This window comes from Pseudomonas sp. 20P_3.2_Bac5 (assembly GCF_025466035.1).
Taxonomy (GTDB): Bacteria; Pseudomonadota; Gammaproteobacteria; order Pseudomonadales; family Pseudomonadaceae; genus Aquipseudomonas.
The window spans coordinates 44,769-67,124 of sequence record NZ_JANLOA010000138.1; the positions used below are offsets into that span (position 1 = coordinate 44,769).

A 22,356-nucleotide genomic window follows, 5' to 3' on the forward strand; every position below is an offset into this window, starting at 1 on the left:
CGTCCATGTCCGCCTCGTTCCAAGCCGATTCCCTGCGTGCCAGCCTGCAACCGCTGGCGGCCCGTCAGCCGCTGTCGAGCGCGGGGCAGGCGTATCAGCGTTTCTACGGCCTGGACCTGCCCGGGCACGAGGGCGTGCAGAGCTGGCTGGGGCGCTTCGACTGCGCAGGGTTCGAGGTGGTGAGCCAGGTCTGGCTGCCCGTCGAGCCGGTGGCGACGCTGGTGTTGCTGCACGGCTTCTACGATCACATGGGGCTGTACCGGCATGTCATCGACTGGGCGCTGGAGCAGCGCTTCGCGGTGATTTCCTGCGACCTGCCGGGGCACGGGCTGTCCAGCGGAGAGCGGGCCAGCATCGATGATTTCGCGGTGTACCAGCAGGTGCTCGACCGGTTGTTCGAACAGGCCGGCGAGTTGAATCTGCCGCAGCCCTGGCACCTGTGCGGGCAGAGCACGGGCGGCGCCATTGTCGTCGATCACCTGCTGCATCGCGGGGCGGACAGCCCTGCGCAGGGCCAGGTGATCCTGCTCGCGCCTTTGGTGCGGCCGCGTGCGTGGCTGTGGTCGAGGCTCAGCTACTGGATGCTGCGTCCTTTCGTGAACGGCATCGAACGGCGCTTCAGCGAAAACACCCATGACCCGACCTTCCTGCCGTTTCTCCAGGCCGACCCGCTGCAGCCGCGGCGGCTGCCCACCGCCTGGGTCGGCGCGTTGCTGGCGTGGGTCAAGCGTATCGAGGCGGCGCCGGGGAGCTCGCGTCGGCTACTGATCGTGCAGGGCGAGGGCGATATGACGGTGGACTGGCGGTACAACCTGGACGTGCTCAAGCGCAAGTTCGATGCGCCGCAGATCCTGTTGTTGCCGCAGGCGCGGCATCATCTGGCCAATGAGCTGCCGGAGATTCGGCAGCGCTATTTCGACTTCATCGGCCAGCGGCTGGGCTGATTACTTGAGGTCAGACGTGCTCTGGCCCACGGCCAGGCCGGCACGAATGGCGGACAGGGCGGCCTTGTAATAGGCCTGGCCCTCGTTGGACTCGGCGAAGGTGGAGAACTCTTCCAATTCGGCGTCAGACAGGTCGCGGTAGACATACAGCAGGGTGTTGTTGAGGTCTTCGCCGATCTGTTCCATCAAGCGCTGGCGCTGGCCATCGAGCAGGCCCTGGGCCTGGCCGCCGCCAAACAGGCCGGGAATCATCTGGCTGAGGCTGTCGGCGGCGACGCCGGCGATCGCCAGGCTGACTTCGGCACCGGCCTCGCGGGCGGGCAGCGCCTGGGCCAGGTGGCCGATGATCAGCAGGCGAGTATCACTGGCCTCGACTTTCGGCAGGCCCTTGGCGTTCTTCGCCAACTGGTCGCGGCGGGTGGCCATCAGCTCGGCGGCCACGACCTTGCGGCCCAGTGGCGACTGGAAGAAGGTCAGCGCGGGTGCGGGATTTTGCAGATGGGCGCGCAGCTGGGCTTCGGCGCGTCGATCGACGGCCTTGGCTTCGAAGCGTTGGTTGCTGTTGTCGACCAGCGCCTGGAATACCGCAGGCGGCAGGCTTTTCTGATAGCGCTGCTGGGCGGCGGCGATGGCATCGGAGAAGTGGGCGCGCTGTTCAGGCCAGCCGGCAACTTTGTAGAGCTGATCGAGGGTGTCTGCCCAGACAGGCGTGGTGCAGATCATCAACAGCAGAAAAAACAAACGGCGCATTCAGGACTCCTGTCGGCAGGCCGCTATTGTCCGTGGCCTTGCGGGGCTTTGTCGAGACGCCTGTGCAGCCATGCGACCAAGTGGCCCTGTCGAATTTTCCGGCAGCCCGATACTATGCGCGCCATGCACACATCCTCCGAACACCCGCAATTGCTCAGCATCGTCGATGACCTGGCCGGCCAGGGCTGGTCGCGGCAGGAGATTTTCCTGCCCGAGGCCCTGACCCGCGCATTGGCGGTCGAGTGCCGCCAGCGTGCGGCCGAAGGCGAGCTGGCGCCGGCGGGGGTGGGGCGCGGTCAGGGTCAGGACGTTCGCGAAGGCATTCGCGGCGACCATATCCTCTGGCTCGAGCCCGGGCAGTCTCAGGCGTGCGACCAGTATCTGGCACTGATGGACAGCCTGCGTGAAGCGCTCAACCGCGACTTCTACCTCGGTCTGGAAGACTTCGAGTGCCATTTCGCGATGTACCCGCCGGGCACCTTCTACCGCAAGCACCTCGACCGCTTCCGCGATGACGACCGCCGTACCGTCTCGGCGATCATCTACCTCAATGAACAGTGGTTGCCGGAAGACGGCGGCCAGTTGCGCATGTTCCTCAAGGACGGCTCGGAGCGGGACGCGTTGCCGGTGGGCGGCAGCCTGATCGTGTTCATGTCCGCCGATCTGCCCCATGAAGTGCTCCCGGCCAGCCGCGAGCGCCTGTCCGTCACTGGTTGGTTCCGCCGTCGTGGCAATGATCCGTTCTGAATTGCCGAAGGTGCTGGTGAGCGCCTGCCTGCTCGGCCAGCCGGTGCGCTACGACGGCCGCGCCAGTGGTCATCCCGATGTGTTGCAAGCCTGGCAGCGCGAAGGTCGCGTGGTGCCGCTGTGCCCGGAAGTGGCCGGCGGGTTGCCAACGCCGCGTCCGCCCGCGGAAATTCCCGGTGGACAGGGCGGGGCGGTGCTGGACGGGGATGCGCAGGTGGTGACCATTGTCGGCGAGGATGTCAGCGCGGCGTTTCTGGCAGGGGCGCGGCTGGCGCTGGAGCTGGTACGGCGCCACGGGATTCGGGTGGCGGTGCTCAAGTCCGGGAGCCCGTCGTGTGGTAACCGGCTGGTCTATGACGGGACGTTCAGCGGCAGCAAGATTAGTGGCGAAGGCGTGACCAGTGCCTTGCTGCGGCGTGAAGGGGTGCTGGTGTTCAGTGAGCTGGAGCTGGATGAGGCGGCCAGGGCGCTAGGCCGGTAGGCCTCATCGCTGGCAAGCCAGCGATGAGAGCTACTGCTTTGGCGCCTCGCTCGCATCCACACCGAACCACTTCTTCGACAGCTCGCTCAACCGCCCATCGGCCTTGATCCGTTGCAGGGCGTTGTCCACCGCGCTCTGGAACGCCGGGTTGCCTTTCTGGAACGGAATCGCCAGGTTCACCACCGGGCCAAGGGTGGCGCCTTCGGTCACCGGCAATTTGCTTTCGCGGATCGCGTACGGCACCAGCAGGCGGTCGCTGACGACGGCGTCGATCTGGTCGTCGGCCACTTCCTTGATCGGCTGGATAGCGTCCTTGTAGCTGCGCAGATCAACGCCTTCGACGTCTCGCGCCTGCTCGGCGAAGCTGCTGCCCTGGACCACGCCGAGGCTGTGACCCTTGAAGGCCTCAAGGCTGCGCAGCGGGCGCTTTTCTTCCTGGCGCACGATCAATTGGGCGCGGGTGTAGCTGTAGGGCGTGCTGAAATCCAGGCGCTCTTTCAATTCGGGGGTTGTAGCAATCTGATTCAAGGCGATGTCGTATTTGCCGCTTTCCACGCCGCTGAGCAGGTCGGCGGGTTCAACCACCACGAAGTCGGCATGGACATCCAGTTCCTTGGCCAGTGCCTCGCCAAGTTCCACTTCAAAACCGCTCAACTGGCCGGCGGTATCGCGGAAGTTGAAGGGTGGCGTATTGGCTTCGATGGCAATACGCAGTTCGTTGCGGTCGCTGATGTCATCCATCAATTCCGCATGTGCCCATGGGCTGAGCAGGCTGGCGGCAAATAGTGCCCCGGTAATGAAACGCATCTGAGCCCCTTTTTTATGATTGGCAATTCACACAGTGTTGCCGCGACGTTCTGGAATTGCCACGGTCAAGTTGCCGCTTGTGACCGCATCGAGTGCGGAATGTTTGATTGCACGGCAAATATTTCTGCCGTTTTTCGGCAACTTTCGCAACGCGCGGGCAAACAAAAGGGAGGCCACCAGGGCCTCCCTTTTTCACAGCATGAAGCGCTTAGAACAGCACGCGGGACCGGATGGTGCCCTTGACCTGTTGCAGCTTCTCTTGCGCCAGATCCGAGTACTCGGCGTCGACGTCGATAACCACGTAACCCACTTTCTCGTTGGTCTGCAGGAACTGACCGGAGATGTTGATGCCGTTTTCAGCGAAGACTTTGTTGATCTCGCTGAGCACGCCCGGGATGTTTTCGTGGATGTGCAGCAGGCGGTGCTTGCCAGGGTGAGCCGGCAGGGCAACTTCAGGGAAGTTGACCGACGAAACGGACGTACCGTTGTCGCTGTACTTGACCAGCTTCTCGGCAACTTCCAGACCGATGTTGGCCTGGGCTTCGGCAGTGGAACCACCGATGTGCGGCGTCAGGATCACGTTGTCCAGGCCGCGCAGCGGGCTTTCGAACTCTTCGTCGTTGGAACGCGGCTCGACCGGGAACACGTCGATGGCGGCGCCGATCAGGTGCTTGTCCTTGATCGCTGCGGCCAGGTGATCCAGTTCGACCACGGTACCGCGGGCGGCGTTGATCAGGATCGAGCCCTTCTTCATCGCGCGGATTTCTTTCTCGCCGATCATCCACTGGGTGGACGGCAGCTCAGGCACGTGCAGCGAGACGATGTCGGCCAGGCCCAGCAGTTCGTTCAGGCTGGTGACCTGGGTCGCGTTGCCCAGCGGCAGCTTGGTCAGCGGGTCGAAGAAGAACACCTGCATGCCCAGGCTCTCGGCCAGGACCGACAGTTGAGTACCGATCGAGCCGTAGCCGACGATGCCCAGCTTCTTGCCGCGGATCTCGAAGGAGTTGGCCGCGCTCTTGATCCAGCCACCGCGGTGACAGGAAGCGTTCTTCTCGGGGATGCCGCGCAGCAGCAGGATGGCCTCGGCCAGCACCAGCTCGGCAACGGAGCGGGTGTTGGAGTACGGGGCGTTGAACACGGCGATCGCGCGATCGCGAGCGGCGCTCAGGTCAACCTGGTTGGTACCGATGCAGAAACAACCAACAGCAACCAGTTTCTTGGCGCAGTCGAAGATCTCTTCGGTCAGTTGAGTGCGGGAGCGGATGCCAATGAAGTGGGCATCGGCGATCTTTTCCTTCAGCTCGGCTTCCGGCAGGGAACCGGTGAGGTACTCGATATTCGTGTACCCGGCGGCCTTCAGGACGTCCACGGCGTTCTGGTGGACGCCTTCAAGAAGAAGGAACTTGATCTTGCTCTTATCGAGAGAAGTCTTGCTCATCTGCGTAAACCTGTGTCCCGGAGAAAAATGGCAGGGAAGTGAAGCTCTCGCGAATCGGCCATCAGCACGATTGGCGGGGGGCGTATGCTAGCATATCGACCCCTCGCTACGCCCATCCCTGCTGCGTGAAGTGTGCTCAGGGTGACTATGAATAGTTCGAGAGTTCTATCGATGACCGATCCTGTTCTGATTGACGAGCTGATGACCCTGGTCGAGCCCGGCAAGGTACTCACTGACGCCGCTTCCCTCGACGCCTATGGCAAGGACTGGACCAAGCACTTCCCGCCAGCACCTAGCGCCATTGTCTTCCCGAAAAACATCGAGCAGGTCCAGGCCATCGTCCGTTGGGCCAACACCCACAAGGTCGCGCTGGTGCCGTCGGGTGGGCGCACCGGGTTGTCTGCTGGCGCGGTCGCGGCCAACGGCGAGGTGGTGGTGTCGTTCGACTATATGAACCGCATCCTCGATTTCAACGAATTCGACCGCACCGTGGTCTGCCAGCCCGGCGTGATCACCGAGCAGTTGCAGAACTTCGCCGAGGACAAGGGCCTGTACTACCCGGTGGACTTCGCGTCCGCCGGCTCCAGTCAGATTGGCGGCAACATCGGCACCAATGCCGGCGGGATCAAGGTCATTCGCTACGGCATGACCCGCAACTGGGTCGCCGGCCTGAAAGTGGTCACCGGCAAGGGTGATCTGCTGGAACTGAACAAAGACCTGATCAAGAACGCCACCGGTTACGACCTGCGCCAGTTGTTCATCGGCGCCGAGGGCACCCTGGGCTTCGTGGTCGAGGCCACCATGCGCCTGGATCGCGCGCCGAAGAACCTTACGGCGATGGTGCTCGGCACCCCGGACTTCGACTCGATCATGCCGGTGCTGCACGCCTTCCAGGGCAAGCTGGATCTGACCGCTTTCGAGTTTTTCTCCGACAAGGGCCTGGCCAAGATCCTCGATCGTGGCGATGTGCCGGCGCCGTTCGAGACGCCGTGCCCGTTCTATGCCCTGCTGGAGTTCGAAGCCACCACCGAGGAGGTGGCCAACGACGCTCTCGCGCTGTTCGAGCATTGCGTCGAACAGGGTTGGGTGATCGACGGGGTCATGAGCCAGAGCGAGCAGCAGTTGCGCAACCTGTGGAAGCTGCGCGAATACCTTTCCGAGACCATTTCCCACTGGACGCCGTACAAGAACGACATCTCGGTCACCGTGTCGAAAGTGCCGGCATTCCTGCGGGATATCGACGTCATCGTCAGCGAAAGCTACCCGGACTTCATCGTCGTCTGGTATGGCCATATCGGTGATGGCAACCTGCACCTGAACATCCTCAAGCCGGATGACATGAGCAAGGACGAGTTCTTTGCCACCTGCGCCATCGTCAACAAGCAGGTGTTCGAAACCGTCGAGAAGTACAACGGTTCGATTTCCGCCGAGCACGGCGTGGGCATGACCAAGCGCGATTACCTCGGCTACAGCCGGTCGCCGGCCGAAATCGAATACATGAAGGCAGTCAAGGCAGTGTTCGATCCCAACGGAATCATGAATCCGGGCAAGATCTTCGCTGTCGAGTGATAACACGTCACAGATTCAACCAGCGCTCCAGGAGTCGGCAATGAGCTATCAGCACCAATACGTAGACGGAACCCGCATCCATTTCCCGTTGGGCAAAGTGGTGTGCATCGGGCGCAATTACGCCGAACACGCCAAAGAGCTGGATAACCCGATCCCCACCGAGCCCCTGCTGTTCATCAAGCCGGGCAGTTGCGTGGTGTCGCTCGAGGGCGGCTTCAAGATCCCGGTCGAGCGCGGTTCGGTGCATTACGAAGCGGAAATCGCGGTGCTGTTGGGCAAGTCGCTGTCGCCCCAGCCTTCCGAAGAAGAAGTGCTGGACGCCATTTCCGGCTTCGCCCCGGCACTGGACCTGACCCTGCGCGACCTGCAGGCGCAATTGAAAGAAAAAGGCCTGCCGTGGGAACGCGCCAAGTGCTTCGATGGCGCCTGCGTCCTGCCGCCGTTCGTCGCCGGCAGCAGTTTCGAAGACCTTGCGGACATCGGCATTCGCCTGACCATCAACGGTGAAGTCCGTCAGGATGGCAACAGCGCGCTGATGCTCAACCCCATCGTGCCGATGATCCAGCACATGGCCTCGCAATTCTCGTTGCAGGCTGGCGATGTGATCCTGACGGGTACGCCTGCGGGCGTCGGCCCGTTCAATCCGGGCGATGAGCTGGTACTGGAGCTGCCAGGCGTCAGTCGTTTCGAAAGCCGCGTCCTGTAAGTGCGCAAGGGCAGCCGATGAGGCTGCCCTTTTGCTTTGTCAAACCACTTCGTCGGCTTTTGGCATTTTTTTCACAAAATATCCGGATAATTCCTGCGCGGCCCGACCGCTCCGTCTCTCAGGCTGGAAAACAACAGGAATTCTCCAATGGCCACCCCTCTTCCTACAGGCGGTTCCTTGTCGCCCGTGCACAAGCGTCCGATCGCCCTGCGCCGTTCCACCTGGCTGCTGTTCGCGGCCGTGATCGGTTATGGCGTAGCCATCGCCATGCACTGGGATGATCGAGGTTTCCTCTGGGTGCAGGAGCGTTTCCAGACGCAGGTGGAGCAGAAAGCCAGCGTCTGGCTGCCGGACTATCACGTCGATATCGATGCCAAAGTGCTGCCAGGCATGGAGAAGGACGAGGCCTCCGATCTCTCCTATGACCCGGTTCGCAAGACGCTGTTTTCGGTGACGGGCAAGAACCCGTTCCTGATTGAGTTGAACCTCGATGGCGACGTGCTGCGCAAGATCCCGCTGGTCGGCTGGGCCAACCCCGAAGGCGTGGCCGTCATGGCGGACGGTCGTCTGGCCATTACCGACGAACGGCTGCACACCCTGACCTTCGTGACCCTTGATGACGCGGCCCGCGAGTTGAATATCAAGGACTTCCCGCAATACGACCTTGGCACTTCGGAAAACCAGAACAAAGGTTTTGAGGGTATCGCCTGGGACCCGGCCCAGCAGCGTCTGGTGTTGGGCGAGGAGCGCCCGCCGCGTCTGTTCGTCTGGCGTACTGACGGTCGCTCGCCGCTGACCGGCACCAAGCAGGAACTGCCCAACGACGATCTCGACCTGCGCAACCTGTCGGCCGTGGGTATCGATCCGCGCACCGGCCATATGCTGCTCCTGTCGGCAGACTCCAACATGCTGCTGGAACTGAACGAGCAGGGTGAACAGGTCAGCTTCATGACGCTGCTCGGCGGCTTCAATGGTCTGAAAAATCGCGTCCCGCGTGCCGAAGGCGTGGCGATGGATGAGCAGGGCACGCTGTATATGGTCAGCGAGCCGAATCTGTTCTATCGCTTCAAAAAGGACTGACCAGCGGATTTTTCCGATAGTGGCATTAAGCTCCGATTCAGCTGGCTATGGTTAGATTCTCGCCGTTCCGTTTCCCGCCGAGTCCTGTCGAATGCGCCGCTTTCTACGTCTGCCCCTGATTGCCCTTTCCGTTGGCCTGCTGGTCGCGTTGTTGTTGGGGGTGGCGGGTCAGGAATACCGCCTGTTCGAGCGCGGCTGGTTCAACCTCAAGACCTGGTGGCAGCCCGCCGAGCAGAGCATCGGCCTTGACCGTTACCGGGTGGTGATCGAGGCGCGGCCGATCGAGGGGCTGGATGAAGACATCTCCGCGCTGACCTTCGATCCGGACCGCAACAGCCTGTTCACCGTCACCAACAAGAATCCCGAACTCATCGAGCTGTCGCTGGAAGGCCGGATTCTGCGCCGGGTGCCGCTGACCGGCTTCGGCGACCCGGAGGCGGTGGAGTATGTCGGGCGCGACAGCTATGTGATCACCGACGAGCGCGAGCAGCGGCTGATCCGCGTGCGCCTGACCGCTGACACCCCGTTCCTCGACGCCAAGGACGCCGAGCAACTGACCCTGGGCATCGGCCTCAATGGCAACAAGGGCTTCGAGGGCCTGGCGTACGATCAGAAGGGCAAGCGCCTGTTCGTCGCCAAGGAGCGCGACCCGATGCTGATCTACGAAGTCCACGGTTTCCCCCACGACAACCCCGAGCAACCGTACGCCGTGCATGTGGTGCAGGACCGCAAGCGTGATTCGAAGCTGTTCGTGCGGGATCTGTCGAGCTTGCAGTTCGATGAGCGCAGCGGTCATTTGCTGGCGCTGTCGGATGAGTCGCAACTGGTGCTGGAACTGGATGTGACGGGCAAGCCGCTGGCGAGTCTGTCGCTGCGCAAGGGCTTCCAGGGCCTGAGCCAGAGCGTGCCGCAGGCGGAGGGAATTGCGATGGACGATGCGGGGACGTTGTATCTGGTGAGCGAGCCGAACCTGTTCTATGTGTTCAGGAAGTCGGCGGATTGACCGGGGCCTGCATGGCAGGCCCCGATTTGCTCGTCAGGCCTTGAGGGACTTGACCCCTTCGGCAGTGCCCAGCAACAGCAGGTCCGCCGGACGCGCCGCGAACAGGCCGTTGGTGACCACGCCGACGATGGCGTTGATCTGCGCTTCCAGCTCCACCGGGTTGGTGATCTGCAGGTTGTGCACGTCGATGATGATGTTGCCGTTGTCGGTCACCACGCCGTCGCGGTACACCGGATCACCGCCCAGCTTCACCAACTGGCGCGCTACGTGGCTGCGGGCCATGGGGATGACTTCGACCGGCAGCGGGAAGTTGCCCAGCACCGGCACCAGCTTGCTGCCGTCGGCGATGCAGATGAAGGTCCGGGCGACCGCGGCGACGATCTTCTCGCGGGTCAGGGCAGCGCCGCCGCCCTTGATCAGGTTCAGGTGTTCGTCGCTCTCGTCGGCGCCGTCGACGTAGAACTCCAGTTCGCTCACGGTGTTCAGTTCGTAGACCGGGATACCGTGGCCCTTCAGGCGCGCGGCGGTGGCTTCGGAGCTGGCGACGGCGCCGTCGAAGGCGGTCTTGTGCTTGGCCAAGGCGTCGATGAAGCAGTTGGCGGTCGAGCCGGTGCCGACGCCGACGATGCTCTTGTCATCGAGCTTGGGCAGAATGAAATCGACAGCGGCCTGGGCAACAGCCTGTTTGAGTTGGTCCTGGGTCATGCGGGCTCCGAAGCGGGGAGTATCGTGAGGGCGCGTAGTATAGCGGCTAAAACCCCGGACTTGCTGTGGTCGCCCGACCGGGCGCTGGGGTAGACTCCGATCCCCCGTCCAGCCGCCCGTGATGCTTTCCCGATGCTCGAACAGTACGTCAAGAAGATCCTCACCTCGCGCGTTTATGACGTCGCCGTGGAAACCCCTCTGCAAGCCGCCGGGCAGCTCAGCAAGCGTCTGGGCAACAACGTGCTGCTCAAACGCGAAGACCTGCAGCCGGTGTTTTCCTTCAAGATTCGCGGCGCTTACAACAAGCTGGCGCAACTGACCCAGGAAGAACGGGCACGCGGCGTGGTCACCGCCTCGGCCGGCAACCATGCCCAGGGCCTGGCGCTGGCGGCGCGGGAAATGGGGGTCAAGGCGACCATCGTGATGCCGCGCACCACCCCGGAAATCAAGGTCGAGGGCGTGCGTTCGCGTGGTGGCAAGGTCGTGCTGCACGGCGATTCCTTCCCCGAGGCGCTGGCCTACTCGCTGAAACTGGTCGAGGAAAAGGGCTTCGTTTATGTCCATCCCTATGACGACCCGCACACCATCGCAGGCCAGGGCACCGTGGCCATGGAGATCCTGCGCCAGCACCCGGGTCGCCTCGATGCGATCTTCGTGCCGGTGGGCGGCGGTGGCCTGATTGCCGGGATCGCTGCGTACGTCAAATACCTGCGCCCCGAAATCAAGATCATCGGCGTCGAGCCAGACGATTCCAATTGCCTGCAAGCCGCCATGGCCGCGGGCGAGCGCGTGGTGTTGCCGCAGGTCGGACTGTTCGCCGACGGCGTCGCGGTGGCGCAGATCGGTCAGCACACCTTCGACATCTGCAAGGACTACGTCGATGAAGTGATCACCGTCAGCACCGATGAAATCTGTGCGGCGATCAAGGACATCTACGACGATACCCGCTCGATCACCGAGCCTGCCGGTGCCCTGGGCGTTGCCGGGATCAAGAAATACGTAGAGCAGCGCGGCGTGTCGGGGCAGACCCTGGTCGCCATCGAGTCCGGTGCCAACGTCAACTTCGACCGCCTGCGCCACGTGGCCGAGCGCGCCGAATTGGGTGAAGGCCGTGAAGCCATCATCGCCGTGACCATCCCCGAGCAGCCGGGCAGCTTCAAAGCGTTCTGCGAGGCCATCGGCAAGCGTCAGATCACCGAATTCAACTACCGCTACCACACCGGCAGCGAAGCGCACATCTTCGTCGGCGTGCAGACCCACCCGGACACCGATCCGCGCAGCGCGCTGATCCAGCACCTGACCGAGCAGGGTTTCCCGGTACTGGACATGACCGACAACGAACTGGCCAAGCTGCACATCCGCCATATGGTCGGCGGCCATGCGGCCCGCGTCAGTGACGAGTTGGTGCTGCGTTTCGAGTTTCCCGAGCGGCCGGGCGCGCTGTTCAACTTCCTCAACAAGCTGGGCGGGCGCTGGAACATCTCCATGTTCCACTACCGCAACCACGGCGCGGCGGACGGCCGTGTGGTGGCCGGCCTGCAAGTGCCCGAGGACGAACGTCATCTGGTGCCCGCGGCGCTGGCGAAAATCGGCTATCCGTATTGGGACGAGACTGAAAACCCGGCCTACCGGCTGTTCCTCGGCTGAGCGGCTACGCTTTGAGCAATGCCTGAGGAGTTGAATCCATGGAACCGCTGATTGCCCTGAAAACCGCCCATGTCCTGGCTACCGTGCTGCTCTTGGGCAGCGCTGTGGGGCTGGCGTTGTGGACCTGGCGCAAGCGCCGCGCGGGAGATGCGGCGGTTTATGGCCGGCTGCTGCGGCGACCGTTGGGGTTTGTCTGGCTGTTGATGGGGATTTGCCTGGTGAGCATGCCGTTCACCGGCTGGTGGCTGGTGCACCTGGTGGGCTGGCCGCTGGGGCAGGTTTGGGTGCTGGGTTCCAGCGTGCTCTACACCCTTGGCGCGCTGGCCTGGTTCTGGCTGCTGGCGCGGGTCAATCGCCTGCGCAGCGCGCCGGCCTTGGGTAAACCGGGGTTTACCCTGGCCCTGGCGCTGTTCAGCGGGGTGTGTTTCATCGCTATCGCCGGCCTGATGGGCGCCAAGCCGGTCTGATATCGCTCAATCGCGCAGGCTGATCACCGGCCAGCCGCGTTTCTCGGCTTCGGCGCGCAGGTTCGGATCGGGATCGACCGCCACCGGGTTATCCACCTGTTCCAGCAGTGGCAGGTCGTTCATCGAGTCGCTATAGAAGTAGCTGCCTTCCAGGTTCAGCCCATTCTCGTCCAGCCAGCGGCGCAGGCGCGTCACCTTGCCTTCGCGGAAGCACGGCACGTCGGTGCTGCGGCCGGTGTAGCGGCCATCGACCAGCTCGCACTCGGTGGCCAGCAGGGTTTCCACGTCCAGGCGCTTGGCGATCGGCCCGGTAATGAAACGGTTGGTAGCGGTGATGATGACCAGCTTGTCGCCCGCGTCGCGGTGCTTCTTCAGCAGGGCCAAGGCCTTGGGCAGGATGATCGGTTCAACGCAGTCGCGCATGAATTCGCCGTGCCACTGGTCGAGCTGGGCCATTTCGGTGGTGGCCAGGATTTCCAGGCTGAAGTTCAGGTAGGCCTGCAGGTCGAGCTTGCCGGCCAGGTAGTCCTGATAGAAGGCGTCGTTGCGGTTCTGGTACTCCACGGGGTCGAGAATGCCGCGGGCGCAGAGGTAATCGCCCCACGCGTGGTCGCTGTCGCCGCCGAGGAGGGTGTTGTCCAGATCGAATAAAGCCAGGCGCATTGAAGAGTCACTCGCATAACATCTGAAAAGTCCCACAGAATACGGACTTTTCACAACGCTGCACATAAGGTATGGCCGGCGCGTTGCTGGCCTTGCAAGCTTTGTGGAACAATGCGGCGACATGCGTTTGCGAGGCTGCTGCCGTGATCGACCCCGATGGTTTTCGCCCCAATGTCGGGATCATTCTTACCAATGATCTTGGACAGGTGCTATGGGCTCGGCGAATCAACCAGGATGCCTGGCAGTTTCCCCAGGGGGGCATCAACCCCGATGAGACCCCGGAAGAAGCGTTGTACCGCGAGCTGAACGAAGAAGTAGGACTGGAGCGGCAAGACGTTGAAATTCTTGCCTGCACCCGTGGCTGGTTGCGTTATCGTTTACCCCAACGCCTGGTGCGGACCCACAGCCAGCCGCTGTGCATCGGCCAGAAACAGAAGTGGTTCCTGCTGCGACTGGTTTCCAACGAGCAGCGGGTGCGGATGGACTTGACCGGTAAACCGGAATTCGATGGCTGGCGCTGGGTCAGCTATTGGTATCCGCTGGGCCAGGTGGTGACATTCAAGCGCGAGGTGTACCGCCGCGCGCTCAAAGAGCTTGCCCCGCGCCTGCTGGCGCGCGACTGACGACGGAGTTCGACCCCGAGCCATGCTCAATACGCTGCGCAAGATCGTCCAGGAAGTTAACTCCGCCAAGGATCTCAAGACGGCGTTGGGGATCATTGTCTTGCGCGTCAAAGAGGCCATGGGCAGTCAGGTCTGCTCGGTCTATCTGCTCGACCCGGAAACCAACCGTTTTGTCCTGATGGCCACCGAGGGCCTGAACAAGCGCTCCATCGGCAAGGTCAGCATGGCGCCGAACGAGGGCCTGGTCGGCCTGGTCGGTACCCGGGAAGAACCGCTGAACCTGGAAAACGCCGCCGATCACCCTCGCTACCGCTACTTCGCCGAAACCGGTGAAGAGCGTTTCGCTTCCTTCCTGGGTGCGCCGATCATCCACCACCGTCGCGTGGTCGGGGTGTTGGTCATCCAGCAAAAGGAGCGTCGTCAGTTCGACGAGGGCGAAGAAGCCTTCCTGGTCACCATGAGCGCGCAACTGGCCGGGGTTATCGCCCATGCCGAGGCCACCGGCTCGATCCGCGGCCTGGGTCGCCAGGGCAAGGGCATCCAGGAAGCCAAGTTTGTCGGCGTGCCGGGTTCGCCGGGTGCGGCGGTCGGTACCGCAGTGGTCATGCTGCCACCGGCTGACCTGGACGTGGTGCCGGACAAGACCGTCACCGACATCGATGCCGAACTGAAACTCTTCAACAACGCCCTCGAAGGCGTGCGCAGCGACATGCGCACCCTCTCGGCGAAACTGGCCACCCAGTTGCGTCCGGAAGAGCGGGCGTTGTTCGACGTCTACCTGATGATGCTCGACGACGCCGCGCTGGGCGGCGAAGTGGCGCAGGTCATCAAGACCGGCCAGTGGGCCCAGGGCGCTCTGCGCCAGGTGGTGGTCGAGCACGTCAACCGCTTCGAACTGATGGACGACGCCTACCTGCGTGAGCGCGCGTCCGATGTCAAAGACCTCGGCCGGCGCCTGCTGGCCTATTTGCAGGAAGCCCGTCAGCTTTCGCTGGTCTACCCCGACAACTCCATCCTGGTCAGTGAAGAGCTGACCCCGGCGATGCTCGGCGAAGTGCCGGAAGGCAAGCTGGTCGGGTTGGTGTCGGTGCTGGGTTCGGGCAACTCCCACGTGGCGATCCTCGCCCGGGCGATGGGCATTCCCACGGTGATGGGCCTGGTCGACCTGCCGTATTCCAAGGTCGACGGCATCCAGATGATCGTCGACGGCTACAAGGGCGACGTCTACACCAACCCCAGCGAAGTGCTGCGCAAGCACTACGCCGATGTGGTCGAGGAAGAGCGCCAGTTGGCCCAGGGCCTCGATGCCCTGCGTGAACTTCCTTGCGAAACCACCGACGGCCACCGCATGCCGTTGTGGGTCAACACCGGCCTGCTGGCCGATGTGGCGCGGGCGCAACAGCGCGGCGCCGAGGGCGTCGGCCTGTACCGCACCGAAGTGCCGTTCATGATCAACCAGCGCTTCCCCAGCGAGAAGGAGCAACTGGCGATCTACCGCGAGCAACTGGCGGCCTTCCATCCGCTGCCGGTGACCATGCGCAGCCTGGATATCGGCGGTGACAAGTCGCTGTCCTACTTCCCGATCAAGGAAGACAACCCGTTCCTCGGCTGGCGCGGCATCCGCGTCACGCTCGACCACCCGGAAATCTTCCTGGTCCAGACCCGCGCCATGCTCAAGGCCAGCGAAGGCCTGAACAACCTGCGCATCCTGCTGCCGATGATTTCCGGTATCCATGAGCTGGAGGAAGCGCTGCACCTGATCCACCGCGCCTGGGGCGAAGTGCGGGATGAGGGTACCGATGTGCCGATGCCGCCGGTGGGCGTCATGGTCGAGATTCCCGCGGCGGTGTACCAGACCAAGGAACTGGCGCGTCAGGTGGACTTCTTGTCGGTCGGCTCCAACGACCTGACCCAGTACCTGCTGGCGGTGGACCGCAACAACCCGCGGGTCGCCGACCTTTACGATTACTTGCACCCGGCGGTGCTGCAAGCCCTGCAACACGTGGTCACCGCAGCCCATGCCGAAGGCAAGCCGGTGAGCATCTGTGGCGAGATGGCCGGTGATCCGGCGGCCGCGGTGTTGCTGATGGCGATGGGCTTCGACAGCCTGTCGATGAACGCCACCAACCTGCCCAAGGTGAAGTGGATGCTGCGCCAGATCAGCCTTGGCAAAGCCAAGGAAATGCTGGCCCAGGCCATGGACATCGACAACCCGCAGGTTATCCACAGCACCTTGCAACTGGCCCTGAAGAACCTTGGGCTGTCGCGGATGATCAATCCGGGGCCGACGCAGAATCTCTGAACTACCCAGGGCCTGATCGCAGCGATCAGGCCCTGAGCTTCACAACACCAGTTCGACCTCTCCCAGACGCCCTCCAAGCGGCCCGAAACTCCGCTCCACTAGCCTGCGTCCCCCGTCCGCCTCGACGATCAGCACCGTACTCGCCCGCGTCCCGTAGTTCTGGCTGGCAATGAACACGCTCGACAGCAAACGCTCGGTCGTCAATCCGACGCGGGTATCCGGCAGCTCGCTGTCGGCGGCCTGATTATTGTCCGCCAACAACTCGAACAGCCGCGCCGGGTCCGGATCGTCCAGCCGCTCGCGTAACCCTTCGCGGGCCTTGATCAGCTTGGGCCAGGGCGTATCCAGCGCGGCATTCGACAGGCCATAGACACCCGCCTCCAGTAACCGCGGTGTCGCGTCCCCACCGTGCAGATAACCCAATTGATGGCTGTCCCCGACCAGCAGATTGAAGCCGGAATAATGCAGTGCCTCGCCCGCAACCCGCTCCAGATAGGCCTCGACCGAAAGCTCCCCGCGCAGATAGCCCGCCACCAGTTCGCCCCGCGAGCGGGCGCCCGCTGGCTGGCCGGGGTCGCGGATATTGGTCAGCGCGGCGAAGCGTCCCTGCGGGCCCAGGCCCAGCCAGGTACCGCCGGCTTCGAGGTCTCGCCCGGCATGCACGCCGGGCGCCTCGTCCCATTGGCTCAAGGCCAGGGTCGGGCGGGCATAGAACTCGTCACGGTTGGCCGCGACGATCAGCGGCCGGGCATTTCCCGGCCGCCAGGCGAAAACGATCAGGCACATCGTGGTTCTCGTCGATCTTGTCGGTAGTGGCGCCACTGTACCTCAGGCGACGCTGACAAGGTCTTCATCTGCCATGAGTAGAGGCAAAGGCCCACCTTCCGTTACCATGCCGGACTGATTTTTCCGGGGGCGACAATGGAATTCGTGCTCTATCTGCTGCTGGGCGCCTGCGCGGGCGTGTTGGCCGGACTGTTCGGCGTCGGTGGCGGCATCATCATCGTGCCGGTGCTGGTGTTCAGTTTCACCCTGCAAGGCTTCGATGCGTCCGTGCTGACTCACCTGGCGGTGGGTACTTCGCTGGCGACCATCGTCTTCACCTCGATCAATGCGGTCCGCGAGCACCATCGCAAGGGCGCGGTGCAGTGGCCGATCTTCGCCTGGATGACTCTGGGGATCCTGATCGGTGCAGGAATCGGCGCCAAGACCGCCTCGCTGATCCAGGGCCCGCACCTGCAGAAGATCATCGGCACCTTCGCCCTGATCATCGCCGTGCAGATGGCCCTGGACTTCAAGCCCAAGGCCAGCCGCAGCGTTCCCGGCAAGGCCGGGCTGACCGCGGCGGGTGGCGTGGTTGGCTGGGCCTCGGCGATCTTCGGCATCGGCGGCGGCTCGCTGACCGTACCGTTCCTGACCTGGCGCAGCCTGCCGATGCAGCAGGCGGTGGCGACGTCCTCGGCGTGTGGCCTGCCGATCGCCCTGGTCAGCGCCCTGAGCTTCATGATCCTGGGCTGGCACGACGAGCACCTGCCGCCCCATAGCCTGGGCTTCGTGTATTTGCCGGCGATGATCGGCATTGCCGCGACCAGCATGTTTTTCGCCCGCTTCGGCGCGCGCCTGGCGCACAAATTGTCGCCACGCCTGCTTAAACGCCTGTTCGCCGCGCTGCTGTTCTGCGTCGGCCTGAGCTTTTTGCTTTAACGAGAGGAGTCACCATGCTGCCTTACCCGCAGATCGATCCCGTGGCACTGGCCATCGGGCCACTGAAAATCCATTGGTATGGCCTGATGTACCTGGTCGGCATCGGCGGCGCCTGGTTTCTGGCTTCGCGCCGGCTCAACCGCTTCGACCCGACCTGGAGCCGCGAAAAGCTCTCGGACCTGATCTTCTGGCTGTCCATGGGGGTGATTGTCGGCGGGCGGCTCGGCTACGTGCTGTTCTACGACCTGAGCGCCTACCTCGCCAATCCGACGCTGATCTTCGAAGTGTGGAAGGGCGGCATGTCGTTCCACGGCGGTTTCATCGGGGTGATGCTGGCGGCATTGTGGTTCGGCAAGCGCAACAACAAGTCGTTCTTCGAACTGATGGACTTCGTCGCGCCGATGGTGCCGATCGGCCTGGGTGCCGGGCGTATCGGCAACTTCATCAATGCCGAGCTGTGGGGCAAGGCCACTGACGTGCCGTGGGCCATGGTCTTCCCGCCGTTCAGCGATCCGGCGCAGTTGCCGCGTCATCCGTCGCAGCTTTACCAGTTCGCCCTAGAAGGCGTGGCACTGTTCCTGATTCTCTGGCTGTATTCGCGCAAGCCGCGGCCAACCATGGCGGTGTCGGGCATGTTCGCGCTGTTCTACGGCATCTTCCGTTTCATCGTCGAATTCGTCCGCGTGCCGGATGCCCAGCTTGGCTACATCGCCTGGGGCTGGCTGACCATGGGTCAGATTCTTTGCGTGCCGATGATCGCCGGCGGCCTCGGCCTGATCTGGTGGGCCTATAATCGCAAGCCGACGGTAAAACCCGCGGTCTGAAATTCCACGGCAGGGGCGATCCCCCTGCCGTCTTCGTTACAGGAACGCTATGAAACAGTATCTGGATCTGGTCCGCGACGTTATCGAGAACGGTACGTTGCAGGAAAACCGCACCGGCGTGCGCACCATCAGCCTGCCTGGCGCCATGCTGCGTTTCGATCTGCAGAAGGGCTTCCCGGCCATCACCACGCGCCGGCTGGCGTTCAAGTCGGCGATTGGCGAGATGGTCGGCTTCCTTCGCGGCGTGAAGAACGCCGCGCAGTTCCGCGAGCTGGGCTGCAAGGTCTGGGACCAGAACGCCAACGAAAACGCCCAGTGGCTGGCCAACCCGTTCCGCCAGGGGCATGACGACCTGGGCGAGATCTACGGCGTGCAATGGCGCCAGTGGCCGGCTTACAAACGCATCCCGCTGAGCAATCCGGCGGCGATCGAGCTGGCGCAGAGCCAGGGCTTCGCCCAGATTGCCGAGTCCGAGGAAGACGGTGAAGCCTTCGTCGTGCTGTACAAGGCCATCGACCAGATTCGCCAGTGCGTCGACACCATCATCAAGGACCCGGGCAGCCGGCGCATCCTGTTCCACGGCTGGAACTGTGCCCAGCTCGATGAAATGGCCTTGCCGCCGTGCCACCTGCTGTACCAGTTCCACCCGAATGTCGAGACGAAGGAAATTTCCCTGACGCTCTATATCCGCTCCAACGACCTGGGCCTGGGCACGCCGTTCAACCTCACCGAAGGCGCCGCGCTGCTGTCGCTGGTGGGTCGCCTGACCGGCTACACGCCGCGCTGGTTCACCTATTTCATCGGTGACGCGCACGTCTACGAGAACCACCTGGACATGCTCAACGAGCAAATGCGCCGCGAGCCGCTGGCCGCGCCGAAGCTGGTGATCAGTGACCGCGTGCCGGAGTTCGCCAAGACCGGCGTCTACGAACCGGAGTGGCTGGAGAAGATCGAACCGAGCGATTTCAGCCTGGAAGGGTATGAGCACCATCCGCCGCTGACGGCGCCGATGGCGGTGTGATCTCTCCTGTGAGAGCTGGGTTGCCAGCTCTCACAGGGGCGCGGGTGGCCTTTAGTGTCCGTGGCTTCGCCCTACATGCGAATGCTCCGTCTCCGGCACCGAAACCGCCCCGGTCACCTCCAGCCTCTCCAGAATCGCGCAATGCGCTCCCTCGGTCTGGCAGCGCCGGCGCAGTTCCACCAACTGTTCCTGCAACGCGACCAACCCGTCGATCCGCGCTTGCACGTGCTCGATGTGCTCGTCGATCAGCGCGTTGACGCTCTCGCACTGGTCTTGCGGGCTGTCCCGTAGCCGCAGCAGGCTGCGGATCTCTTCGAGGGTCATGTCCAGCGTCCGGCAGTTGCGGATGAAGGTCAGCCGCTCGACATGGGCCTGGGTGTAGACCCGGTAATTGCCCTCGCTGCGTGCCGGTTCCGACAGCAGGTTTTCTCGCTCGTAGTAACGGATGGTTTCCACCGCGCAGTCGGTGGCCTTGGCCAGTTCGCCGATCTTCATCTGCAAATACCTCGACAGGTTGCTTGACCCTATAGTGGCTACAGGGTGTTCACTTGGCAACAGGACATTTAGGGACAAACCTTCATGAATCAGCCTGTCAGCTCAGATTCCCTCAAAAAGCCTCACGATCACGACCACAGCCAGCACAATCACGATCATGCGCATGAAACCAAGCAAGGCTGCTGCGCGCCCAAGCCCGCCGCCCATGCCCACGGTTGCTGTTCCGGCGCTGAAGCCCCGGCGCTGGTGCAGTTGCGCGAAAGTGCCAGCGCTGACGCCCGGCTCAGCCGTTTCCGCATCGAGGCCATGGATTGCCCGACCGAGCAGACGCTGATCCAGAACAAGCTGGGCAAGCTCGACGGCGTTGAGCAGCTTGAATTCAACCTGATCAACCGCGTCCTCGGCGTGCGTCACACGTTTACCGACACCCAGGCCATCGAGCAGGCCATCGCTTCGCTTGGCATGCACGCCGAGCCATTGACTGCGGATGTCAGCGAAGCCGCACCGGCCCCGGCGAAGAAGGCCTGGTGGCCGCTGGCGTTGTCCGGCGTTGCCGCGCTGGCAGCGGAAGTCGTGCACTTCACCAATGCCGCGCCGGAATGGGCGGTGGCTGCGCTGGCGCTGGCCGCCATCCTCGGCTGTGGCCTGGGCACCTACAAGAAGGGCTGGATCGCCCTGAAAAACCGCAACCTCAATATCAACGCACTGATGAGCATCGCCGTGACCGGCGCCGTGCTGATTGGCCAATGGCCGGAAGCGGCCATGGTGATGGTGCTGTTCACCCTCGCCGAAGTGATCGAAGCCCGTTCGCTGGACCGTGCGCGCAACGCCATTGGCGGCTTGATGCAACTGACCCCCGACGTGGCCACGGTGCAACAGGCCGATGGCCAGTGGCGGGAAGTCGAGGTGGCCCAGGTGGCCCTGGGCGCTCGGGTGCGTTTGCGGCCGGGCGAGCGGGTCGGGCTGGATGGCGAGGTATTGAGCGGACAGTCCACGATTGACCAGGCGCCCATCACCGGTGAAAGCCTGCCGGTGGAAAAAGGCCCGGGCGACAAGGTCTTTGCCGGCACTATCAACCAGTCCGGCGAGCTGGAATACCGCGTCACCGCCGCCGCCGGGCAATCGACCCTGGCCCGGATCATCCACGCGGTGGAAGAAGCCCAGGGCGCACGGGCGCCGACCCAACGCTTCGTCGATCAGTTCTCGCGCATCTACACCCCGGCGGTCTTCGCCTTCGCCCTGGCGGTAGCGGTGATTCCGCCGCTGTTCATGGCCGGCGCCTGGTTCGACTGGATCTACCGCGCCCTGGTGCTGCTGGTGGTTGCCTGCCCGTGCGCACTGGTGATTTCCACACCGGTGACCATCGTCAGCGGCCTCGCCGCCGCGGCGCGCAAAGGCATCCTGATCAAGGGCGGCGTGTACCTGGAGGGCGGACGCAAGCTGGACTTCCTCGCCCTCGACAAGACCGGCACCCTGACCCACGGCAAGCCGGTGCAGACCGACATGCAGGTGCTCGACACCCTGTTCGAAGACCGTGCCCAGCGCATCGCCGCCAGCCTTGCCGCCCGTTCCGATCACCCGGTGTCCATGGCCATCGCCCGGCACGCCGAGGAAAACGCGCTGGTGATGGAGTCTGTGGATAACTTCCAGGCCCTGATGGGGCGTGGCGTCAGCGGTGAGGTCGGTGGCGTGAGCTATCACCTGGGCAACCACCGGTTGGTTGAAGAACTGGGGCTGTGCTCGCCGCAACTGGAAGAAAAACTCGACGCCCTGGAGCGCCAGGGCAAGACCGTGGTGCTGCTGCTCGACAGCTCCGGCCCGCTGGCGCTGTTCGCCGTGGCCGACACGGTCAAGCAGAGCAGCCGCGAGGCCATTGCCGAACTGCATGAGTTGGGCATCCGCACCGTCATGCTGACTGGCGACAACCCGCACACTGCCGATGCGATTGCCGCCCAGGTCGGTATCGACGAAGCCCGCGGCAACCTGCTGCCGGCGGACAAGCTGGCAGCCATCGAAGAACTGTATGGCAAGGGGCACCGGGTCGGCATGGTCGGCGACGGTATCAACGACGCCCCGGCCCTGGCCCGCGCCGAAATCGGCTTCGCCATGGCCGCGGCCGGCACCGACACCGCGATCGAGACCGCCGATGTCGCGCTGATGGACGACGACTTGCGGAAAATCCCGGCCTTCGTCAGGCTCTCGCGGCAAAGCGCGGCGATCCTGGTGCAGAACATTGTTCTGGCCCTGGGGATCAAGGCGATCTTCCTGGCGATCACCTTTGCCGGCATGGCCACCATGTGGATGGCGGTGTTCGCGGACATGGGCGTCAGCCTGTTGGTGGTCTTCAACGGGCTCCGGCTGTTGAGAAAGTAAGAGGTTG

At 63.4% G+C, this 22,356-nt stretch carries 22 protein-coding genes; 15 read left to right on the forward strand and 7 right to left on the reverse strand.

Annotated features, from left to right (window positions below; genetic code table 11):
• The first annotated feature begins 5 nt into the window (after nt 1–5).
• Nucleotides 6–944: an alpha/beta hydrolase gene (locus NTD88_RS28845; RefSeq protein ID WP_262156383.1), complete on the forward strand. Its 939-nt coding sequence runs from the start codon at nt 6–8 to the stop codon at nt 942–944.
• Here the strand turns inward: NTD88_RS28845 and NTD88_RS28850 are convergent, their stop codons facing one another.
• Nucleotides 945–1,694, reverse strand: coding sequence for a DUF2059 domain-containing protein (locus NTD88_RS28850; RefSeq protein WP_175652643.1), 750 nt, complete (start codon nt 1,692–1,694; stop codon nt 945–947).
• Between the two features lie 114 nt (nt 1,695–1,808).
• Between NTD88_RS28850 and NTD88_RS28855 the strand changes: the two genes are divergently transcribed.
• Together NTD88_RS28855 and NTD88_RS28860 are read left to right on the forward strand one after the other, a co-directional pair.
• Complete coding sequence (locus NTD88_RS28855; protein WP_262156382.1) at nt 1,809–2,441, forward strand: 2OG-Fe(II) oxygenase; 633 nt, start codon at nt 1,809–1,811, stop codon at nt 2,439–2,441.
• Nucleotides 2,428–2,922, forward strand: a complete 495-nt coding sequence (locus tag NTD88_RS28860) for a DUF523 domain-containing protein (protein WP_095156400.1) — start codon at nt 2,428–2,430, stop codon at nt 2,920–2,922. The genes NTD88_RS28855 and NTD88_RS28860 overlap by 14 nt, the downstream gene beginning before the upstream one ends.
• A gap of 30 nt (nt 2,923–2,952) precedes the next feature.
• Here the strand turns inward: NTD88_RS28860 and NTD88_RS28865 are convergent, their stop codons facing one another.
• Nucleotides 2,953–3,729 carry a transporter substrate-binding domain-containing protein gene (locus NTD88_RS28865; protein WP_095156399.1) on the reverse strand — a complete coding sequence of 259 codons (777 nt, stop codon included), beginning with the start codon at nt 3,727–3,729 and terminating at the stop codon, nt 2,953–2,955.
• 208 nt (nt 3,730–3,937) lie between these two features.
• Complete coding sequence (gene serA, locus NTD88_RS28870; protein ID WP_095156398.1) at nt 3,938–5,167, reverse strand: phosphoglycerate dehydrogenase; 1,230 nt, start codon at nt 5,165–5,167, stop codon at nt 3,938–3,940.
• A gap of 171 nt (nt 5,168–5,338) precedes the next feature.
• Between serA and NTD88_RS28875 the strand changes: the two genes are divergently transcribed.
• The 4 genes from NTD88_RS28875 (at nt 5,339) to NTD88_RS28890 (ending at nt 9,525) form a co-directional block, all read left to right on the forward strand.
• The gene (locus NTD88_RS28875) at nt 5,339–6,736 is read left to right on the forward strand and encodes an FAD-binding oxidoreductase (RefSeq protein ID WP_095156397.1); all 1,398 of its coding nucleotides are present in this window, start codon (nt 5,339–5,341) and stop codon (nt 6,734–6,736) included.
• 40 nt (nt 6,737–6,776) lie between these two features.
• Nucleotides 6,777–7,442: a fumarylacetoacetate hydrolase family protein gene (locus NTD88_RS28880; protein ID WP_262128824.1), complete on the forward strand. Its 666-nt coding sequence runs from the start codon at nt 6,777–6,779 to the stop codon at nt 7,440–7,442.
• A gap of 147 nt (nt 7,443–7,589) precedes the next feature.
• Entirely contained in the window at nt 7,590–8,522 is a 933-nt protein-coding gene (locus NTD88_RS28885; protein WP_262156381.1) for an SdiA-regulated domain-containing protein, read from the forward strand.
• Between the two features lie 91 nt (nt 8,523–8,613).
• On the forward strand, nt 8,614–9,525 hold the full coding sequence (locus NTD88_RS28890; RefSeq protein ID WP_262156380.1) for an SdiA-regulated domain-containing protein: 912 nt from the start codon (nt 8,614–8,616) through the stop codon (nt 9,523–9,525).
• A 33-nt stretch (nt 9,526–9,558) separates the two neighbouring features.
• On the opposite strand, the gene rpiA is transcribed toward NTD88_RS28890, so the two are convergent.
• Nucleotides 9,559–10,230 carry a ribose-5-phosphate isomerase RpiA gene (gene rpiA, locus NTD88_RS28895; protein WP_095156393.1) on the reverse strand — a complete coding sequence of 224 codons (672 nt, stop codon included), beginning with the start codon at nt 10,228–10,230 and terminating at the stop codon, nt 9,559–9,561.
• 132 nt (nt 10,231–10,362) lie between these two features.
• Between rpiA and ilvA the strand changes: the two genes are divergently transcribed.
• Nucleotides 10,363–11,877: a threonine ammonia-lyase, biosynthetic gene (gene ilvA / locus NTD88_RS28900; protein WP_095156392.1), complete on the forward strand. Its 1,515-nt coding sequence runs from the start codon at nt 10,363–10,365 to the stop codon at nt 11,875–11,877.
• A 38-nt stretch (nt 11,878–11,915) separates the two neighbouring features.
• Nucleotides 11,916–12,344, forward strand: a complete 429-nt coding sequence (locus NTD88_RS28905) for a DUF2269 domain-containing protein (protein WP_262156379.1) — start codon at nt 11,916–11,918, stop codon at nt 12,342–12,344.
• A 6-nt stretch (nt 12,345–12,350) separates the two neighbouring features.
• Here NTD88_RS28905 and NTD88_RS28910 read toward each other — a convergent pair whose 3' ends face one another.
• Nucleotides 12,351–13,007, reverse strand: coding sequence for an HAD family hydrolase (locus NTD88_RS28910; RefSeq protein ID WP_262156378.1), 657 nt, complete (start codon nt 13,005–13,007; stop codon nt 12,351–12,353).
• A 143-nt stretch (nt 13,008–13,150) separates the two neighbouring features.
• Between NTD88_RS28910 and NTD88_RS28915 the strand changes: the two genes are divergently transcribed.
• Both NTD88_RS28915 and ptsP read left to right on the forward strand, forming a co-directional pair.
• A complete protein-coding gene (locus NTD88_RS28915; RefSeq protein ID WP_095156495.1) occupies nt 13,151–13,630 on the forward strand; it encodes an RNA pyrophosphohydrolase in 480 nt (159 codons plus the stop codon).
• A gap of 22 nt (nt 13,631–13,652) precedes the next feature.
• On the forward strand, nt 13,653–15,932 hold the full coding sequence (ptsP, locus tag NTD88_RS28920; protein WP_262156377.1) for a phosphoenolpyruvate--protein phosphotransferase: 2,280 nt from the start codon (nt 13,653–13,655) through the stop codon (nt 15,930–15,932).
• 39 nt (nt 15,933–15,971) lie between these two features.
• On the opposite strand, the gene NTD88_RS28925 is transcribed toward ptsP, so the two are convergent.
• Complete coding sequence (locus NTD88_RS28925) at nt 15,972–16,718, reverse strand: NRDE family protein (protein ID WP_262156376.1); 747 nt, start codon at nt 16,716–16,718, stop codon at nt 15,972–15,974.
• Between the two features lie 135 nt (nt 16,719–16,853).
• Here NTD88_RS28925 and NTD88_RS28930 point away from each other — a divergent pair, with 135 nt between their 5' ends.
• Genes NTD88_RS28930 through NTD88_RS28940 form a run of 3 tightly spaced genes read left to right on the forward strand, consistent with a single transcriptional unit; the run spans nt 16,854 to nt 19,481 of the window.
• Nucleotides 16,854–17,636: a sulfite exporter TauE/SafE family protein gene (locus NTD88_RS28930; protein ID WP_095156387.1), complete on the forward strand. Its 783-nt coding sequence runs from the start codon at nt 16,854–16,856 to the stop codon at nt 17,634–17,636.
• Between the two features lie 14 nt (nt 17,637–17,650).
• A complete protein-coding gene (lgt, locus tag NTD88_RS28935; protein ID WP_262128830.1) occupies nt 17,651–18,460 on the forward strand; it encodes a prolipoprotein diacylglyceryl transferase in 810 nt (269 codons plus the stop codon).
• 49 nt (nt 18,461–18,509) lie between these two features.
• Complete coding sequence (locus NTD88_RS28940; protein ID WP_262128831.1) at nt 18,510–19,481, forward strand: thymidylate synthase; 972 nt, start codon at nt 18,510–18,512, stop codon at nt 19,479–19,481.
• 51 nt (nt 19,482–19,532) lie between these two features.
• On the opposite strand, the gene cadR is transcribed toward NTD88_RS28940, so the two are convergent.
• Nucleotides 19,533–19,976: a Cd(II)/Pb(II)-responsive transcriptional regulator gene (cadR, locus tag NTD88_RS28945; protein ID WP_095156384.1), complete on the reverse strand. Its 444-nt coding sequence runs from the start codon at nt 19,974–19,976 to the stop codon at nt 19,533–19,535.
• A gap of 84 nt (nt 19,977–20,060) precedes the next feature.
• Between cadR and NTD88_RS28950 the strand changes: the two genes are divergently transcribed.
• On the forward strand, nt 20,061–22,349 hold the full coding sequence (locus tag NTD88_RS28950) for a heavy metal translocating P-type ATPase (protein WP_262156375.1): 2,289 nt from the start codon (nt 20,061–20,063) through the stop codon (nt 22,347–22,349).
• Nucleotides 22,350–22,356: the final 7 nt, after the last annotated feature.

Excerpts from the sequence above, each read along its gene's own strand:
- NTD88_RS28845 (WP_262156383.1), top strand. The coding sequence starts at position 6 with ATGTCCGCCTCGTTCCAAGCCGATTCCCTGCGTGCCAGCCTGCAACCG.
- NTD88_RS28850 (WP_175652643.1), bottom strand. The coding sequence starts at position 1,694 with ATGCGCCGTTTGTTTTTTCTGCTGTTGATGATCTGCACCACGCCTGTC.
- NTD88_RS28855 (WP_262156382.1), top strand. The coding sequence starts at position 1,809 with ATGCGCGCCATGCACACATCCTCCGAACACCCGCAATTGCTCAGCATC.
- NTD88_RS28860 (WP_095156400.1), top strand. The coding sequence starts at position 2,428 with ATGATCCGTTCTGAATTGCCGAAGGTGCTGGTGAGCGCCTGCCTGCTC.
- NTD88_RS28865 (WP_095156399.1), bottom strand. The coding sequence starts at position 3,729 with ATGCGTTTCATTACCGGGGCACTATTTGCCGCCAGCCTGCTCAGCCCA.
- serA (WP_095156398.1), bottom strand. The coding sequence starts at position 5,167 with ATGAGCAAGACTTCTCTCGATAAGAGCAAGATCAAGTTCCTTCTTCTT.
- NTD88_RS28875 (WP_095156397.1), top strand. The coding sequence starts at position 5,339 with ATGACCGATCCTGTTCTGATTGACGAGCTGATGACCCTGGTCGAGCCC.
- NTD88_RS28880 (WP_262128824.1), top strand. The coding sequence starts at position 6,777 with ATGAGCTATCAGCACCAATACGTAGACGGAACCCGCATCCATTTCCCG.
- NTD88_RS28885 (WP_262156381.1), top strand. The coding sequence starts at position 7,590 with ATGGCCACCCCTCTTCCTACAGGCGGTTCCTTGTCGCCCGTGCACAAG.
- NTD88_RS28890 (WP_262156380.1), top strand. The coding sequence starts at position 8,614 with ATGCGCCGCTTTCTACGTCTGCCCCTGATTGCCCTTTCCGTTGGCCTG.
- rpiA (WP_095156393.1), bottom strand. The coding sequence starts at position 10,230 with ATGACCCAGGACCAACTCAAACAGGCTGTTGCCCAGGCCGCTGTCGAT.
- ilvA (WP_095156392.1), top strand. The coding sequence starts at position 10,363 with ATGCTCGAACAGTACGTCAAGAAGATCCTCACCTCGCGCGTTTATGAC.
- NTD88_RS28905 (WP_262156379.1), top strand. The coding sequence starts at position 11,916 with ATGGAACCGCTGATTGCCCTGAAAACCGCCCATGTCCTGGCTACCGTG.
- NTD88_RS28910 (WP_262156378.1), bottom strand. The coding sequence starts at position 13,007 with ATGCGCCTGGCTTTATTCGATCTGGACAACACCCTCCTCGGCGGCGAC.
- ptsP (WP_262156377.1), top strand. The coding sequence starts at position 13,653 with ATGCTCAATACGCTGCGCAAGATCGTCCAGGAAGTTAACTCCGCCAAG.
- NTD88_RS28925 (WP_262156376.1), bottom strand. The coding sequence starts at position 16,718 with ATGTGCCTGATCGTTTTCGCCTGGCGGCCGGGAAATGCCCGGCCGCTG.
- NTD88_RS28930 (WP_095156387.1), top strand. The coding sequence starts at position 16,854 with ATGGAATTCGTGCTCTATCTGCTGCTGGGCGCCTGCGCGGGCGTGTTG.
- lgt (WP_262128830.1), top strand. The coding sequence starts at position 17,651 with ATGCTGCCTTACCCGCAGATCGATCCCGTGGCACTGGCCATCGGGCCA.
- NTD88_RS28940 (WP_262128831.1), top strand. The coding sequence starts at position 18,510 with ATGAAACAGTATCTGGATCTGGTCCGCGACGTTATCGAGAACGGTACG.
- cadR (WP_095156384.1), bottom strand. The coding sequence starts at position 19,976 with ATGAAGATCGGCGAACTGGCCAAGGCCACCGACTGCGCGGTGGAAACC.
- NTD88_RS28950 (WP_262156375.1), top strand. The coding sequence starts at position 20,061 with ATGAATCAGCCTGTCAGCTCAGATTCCCTCAAAAAGCCTCACGATCAC.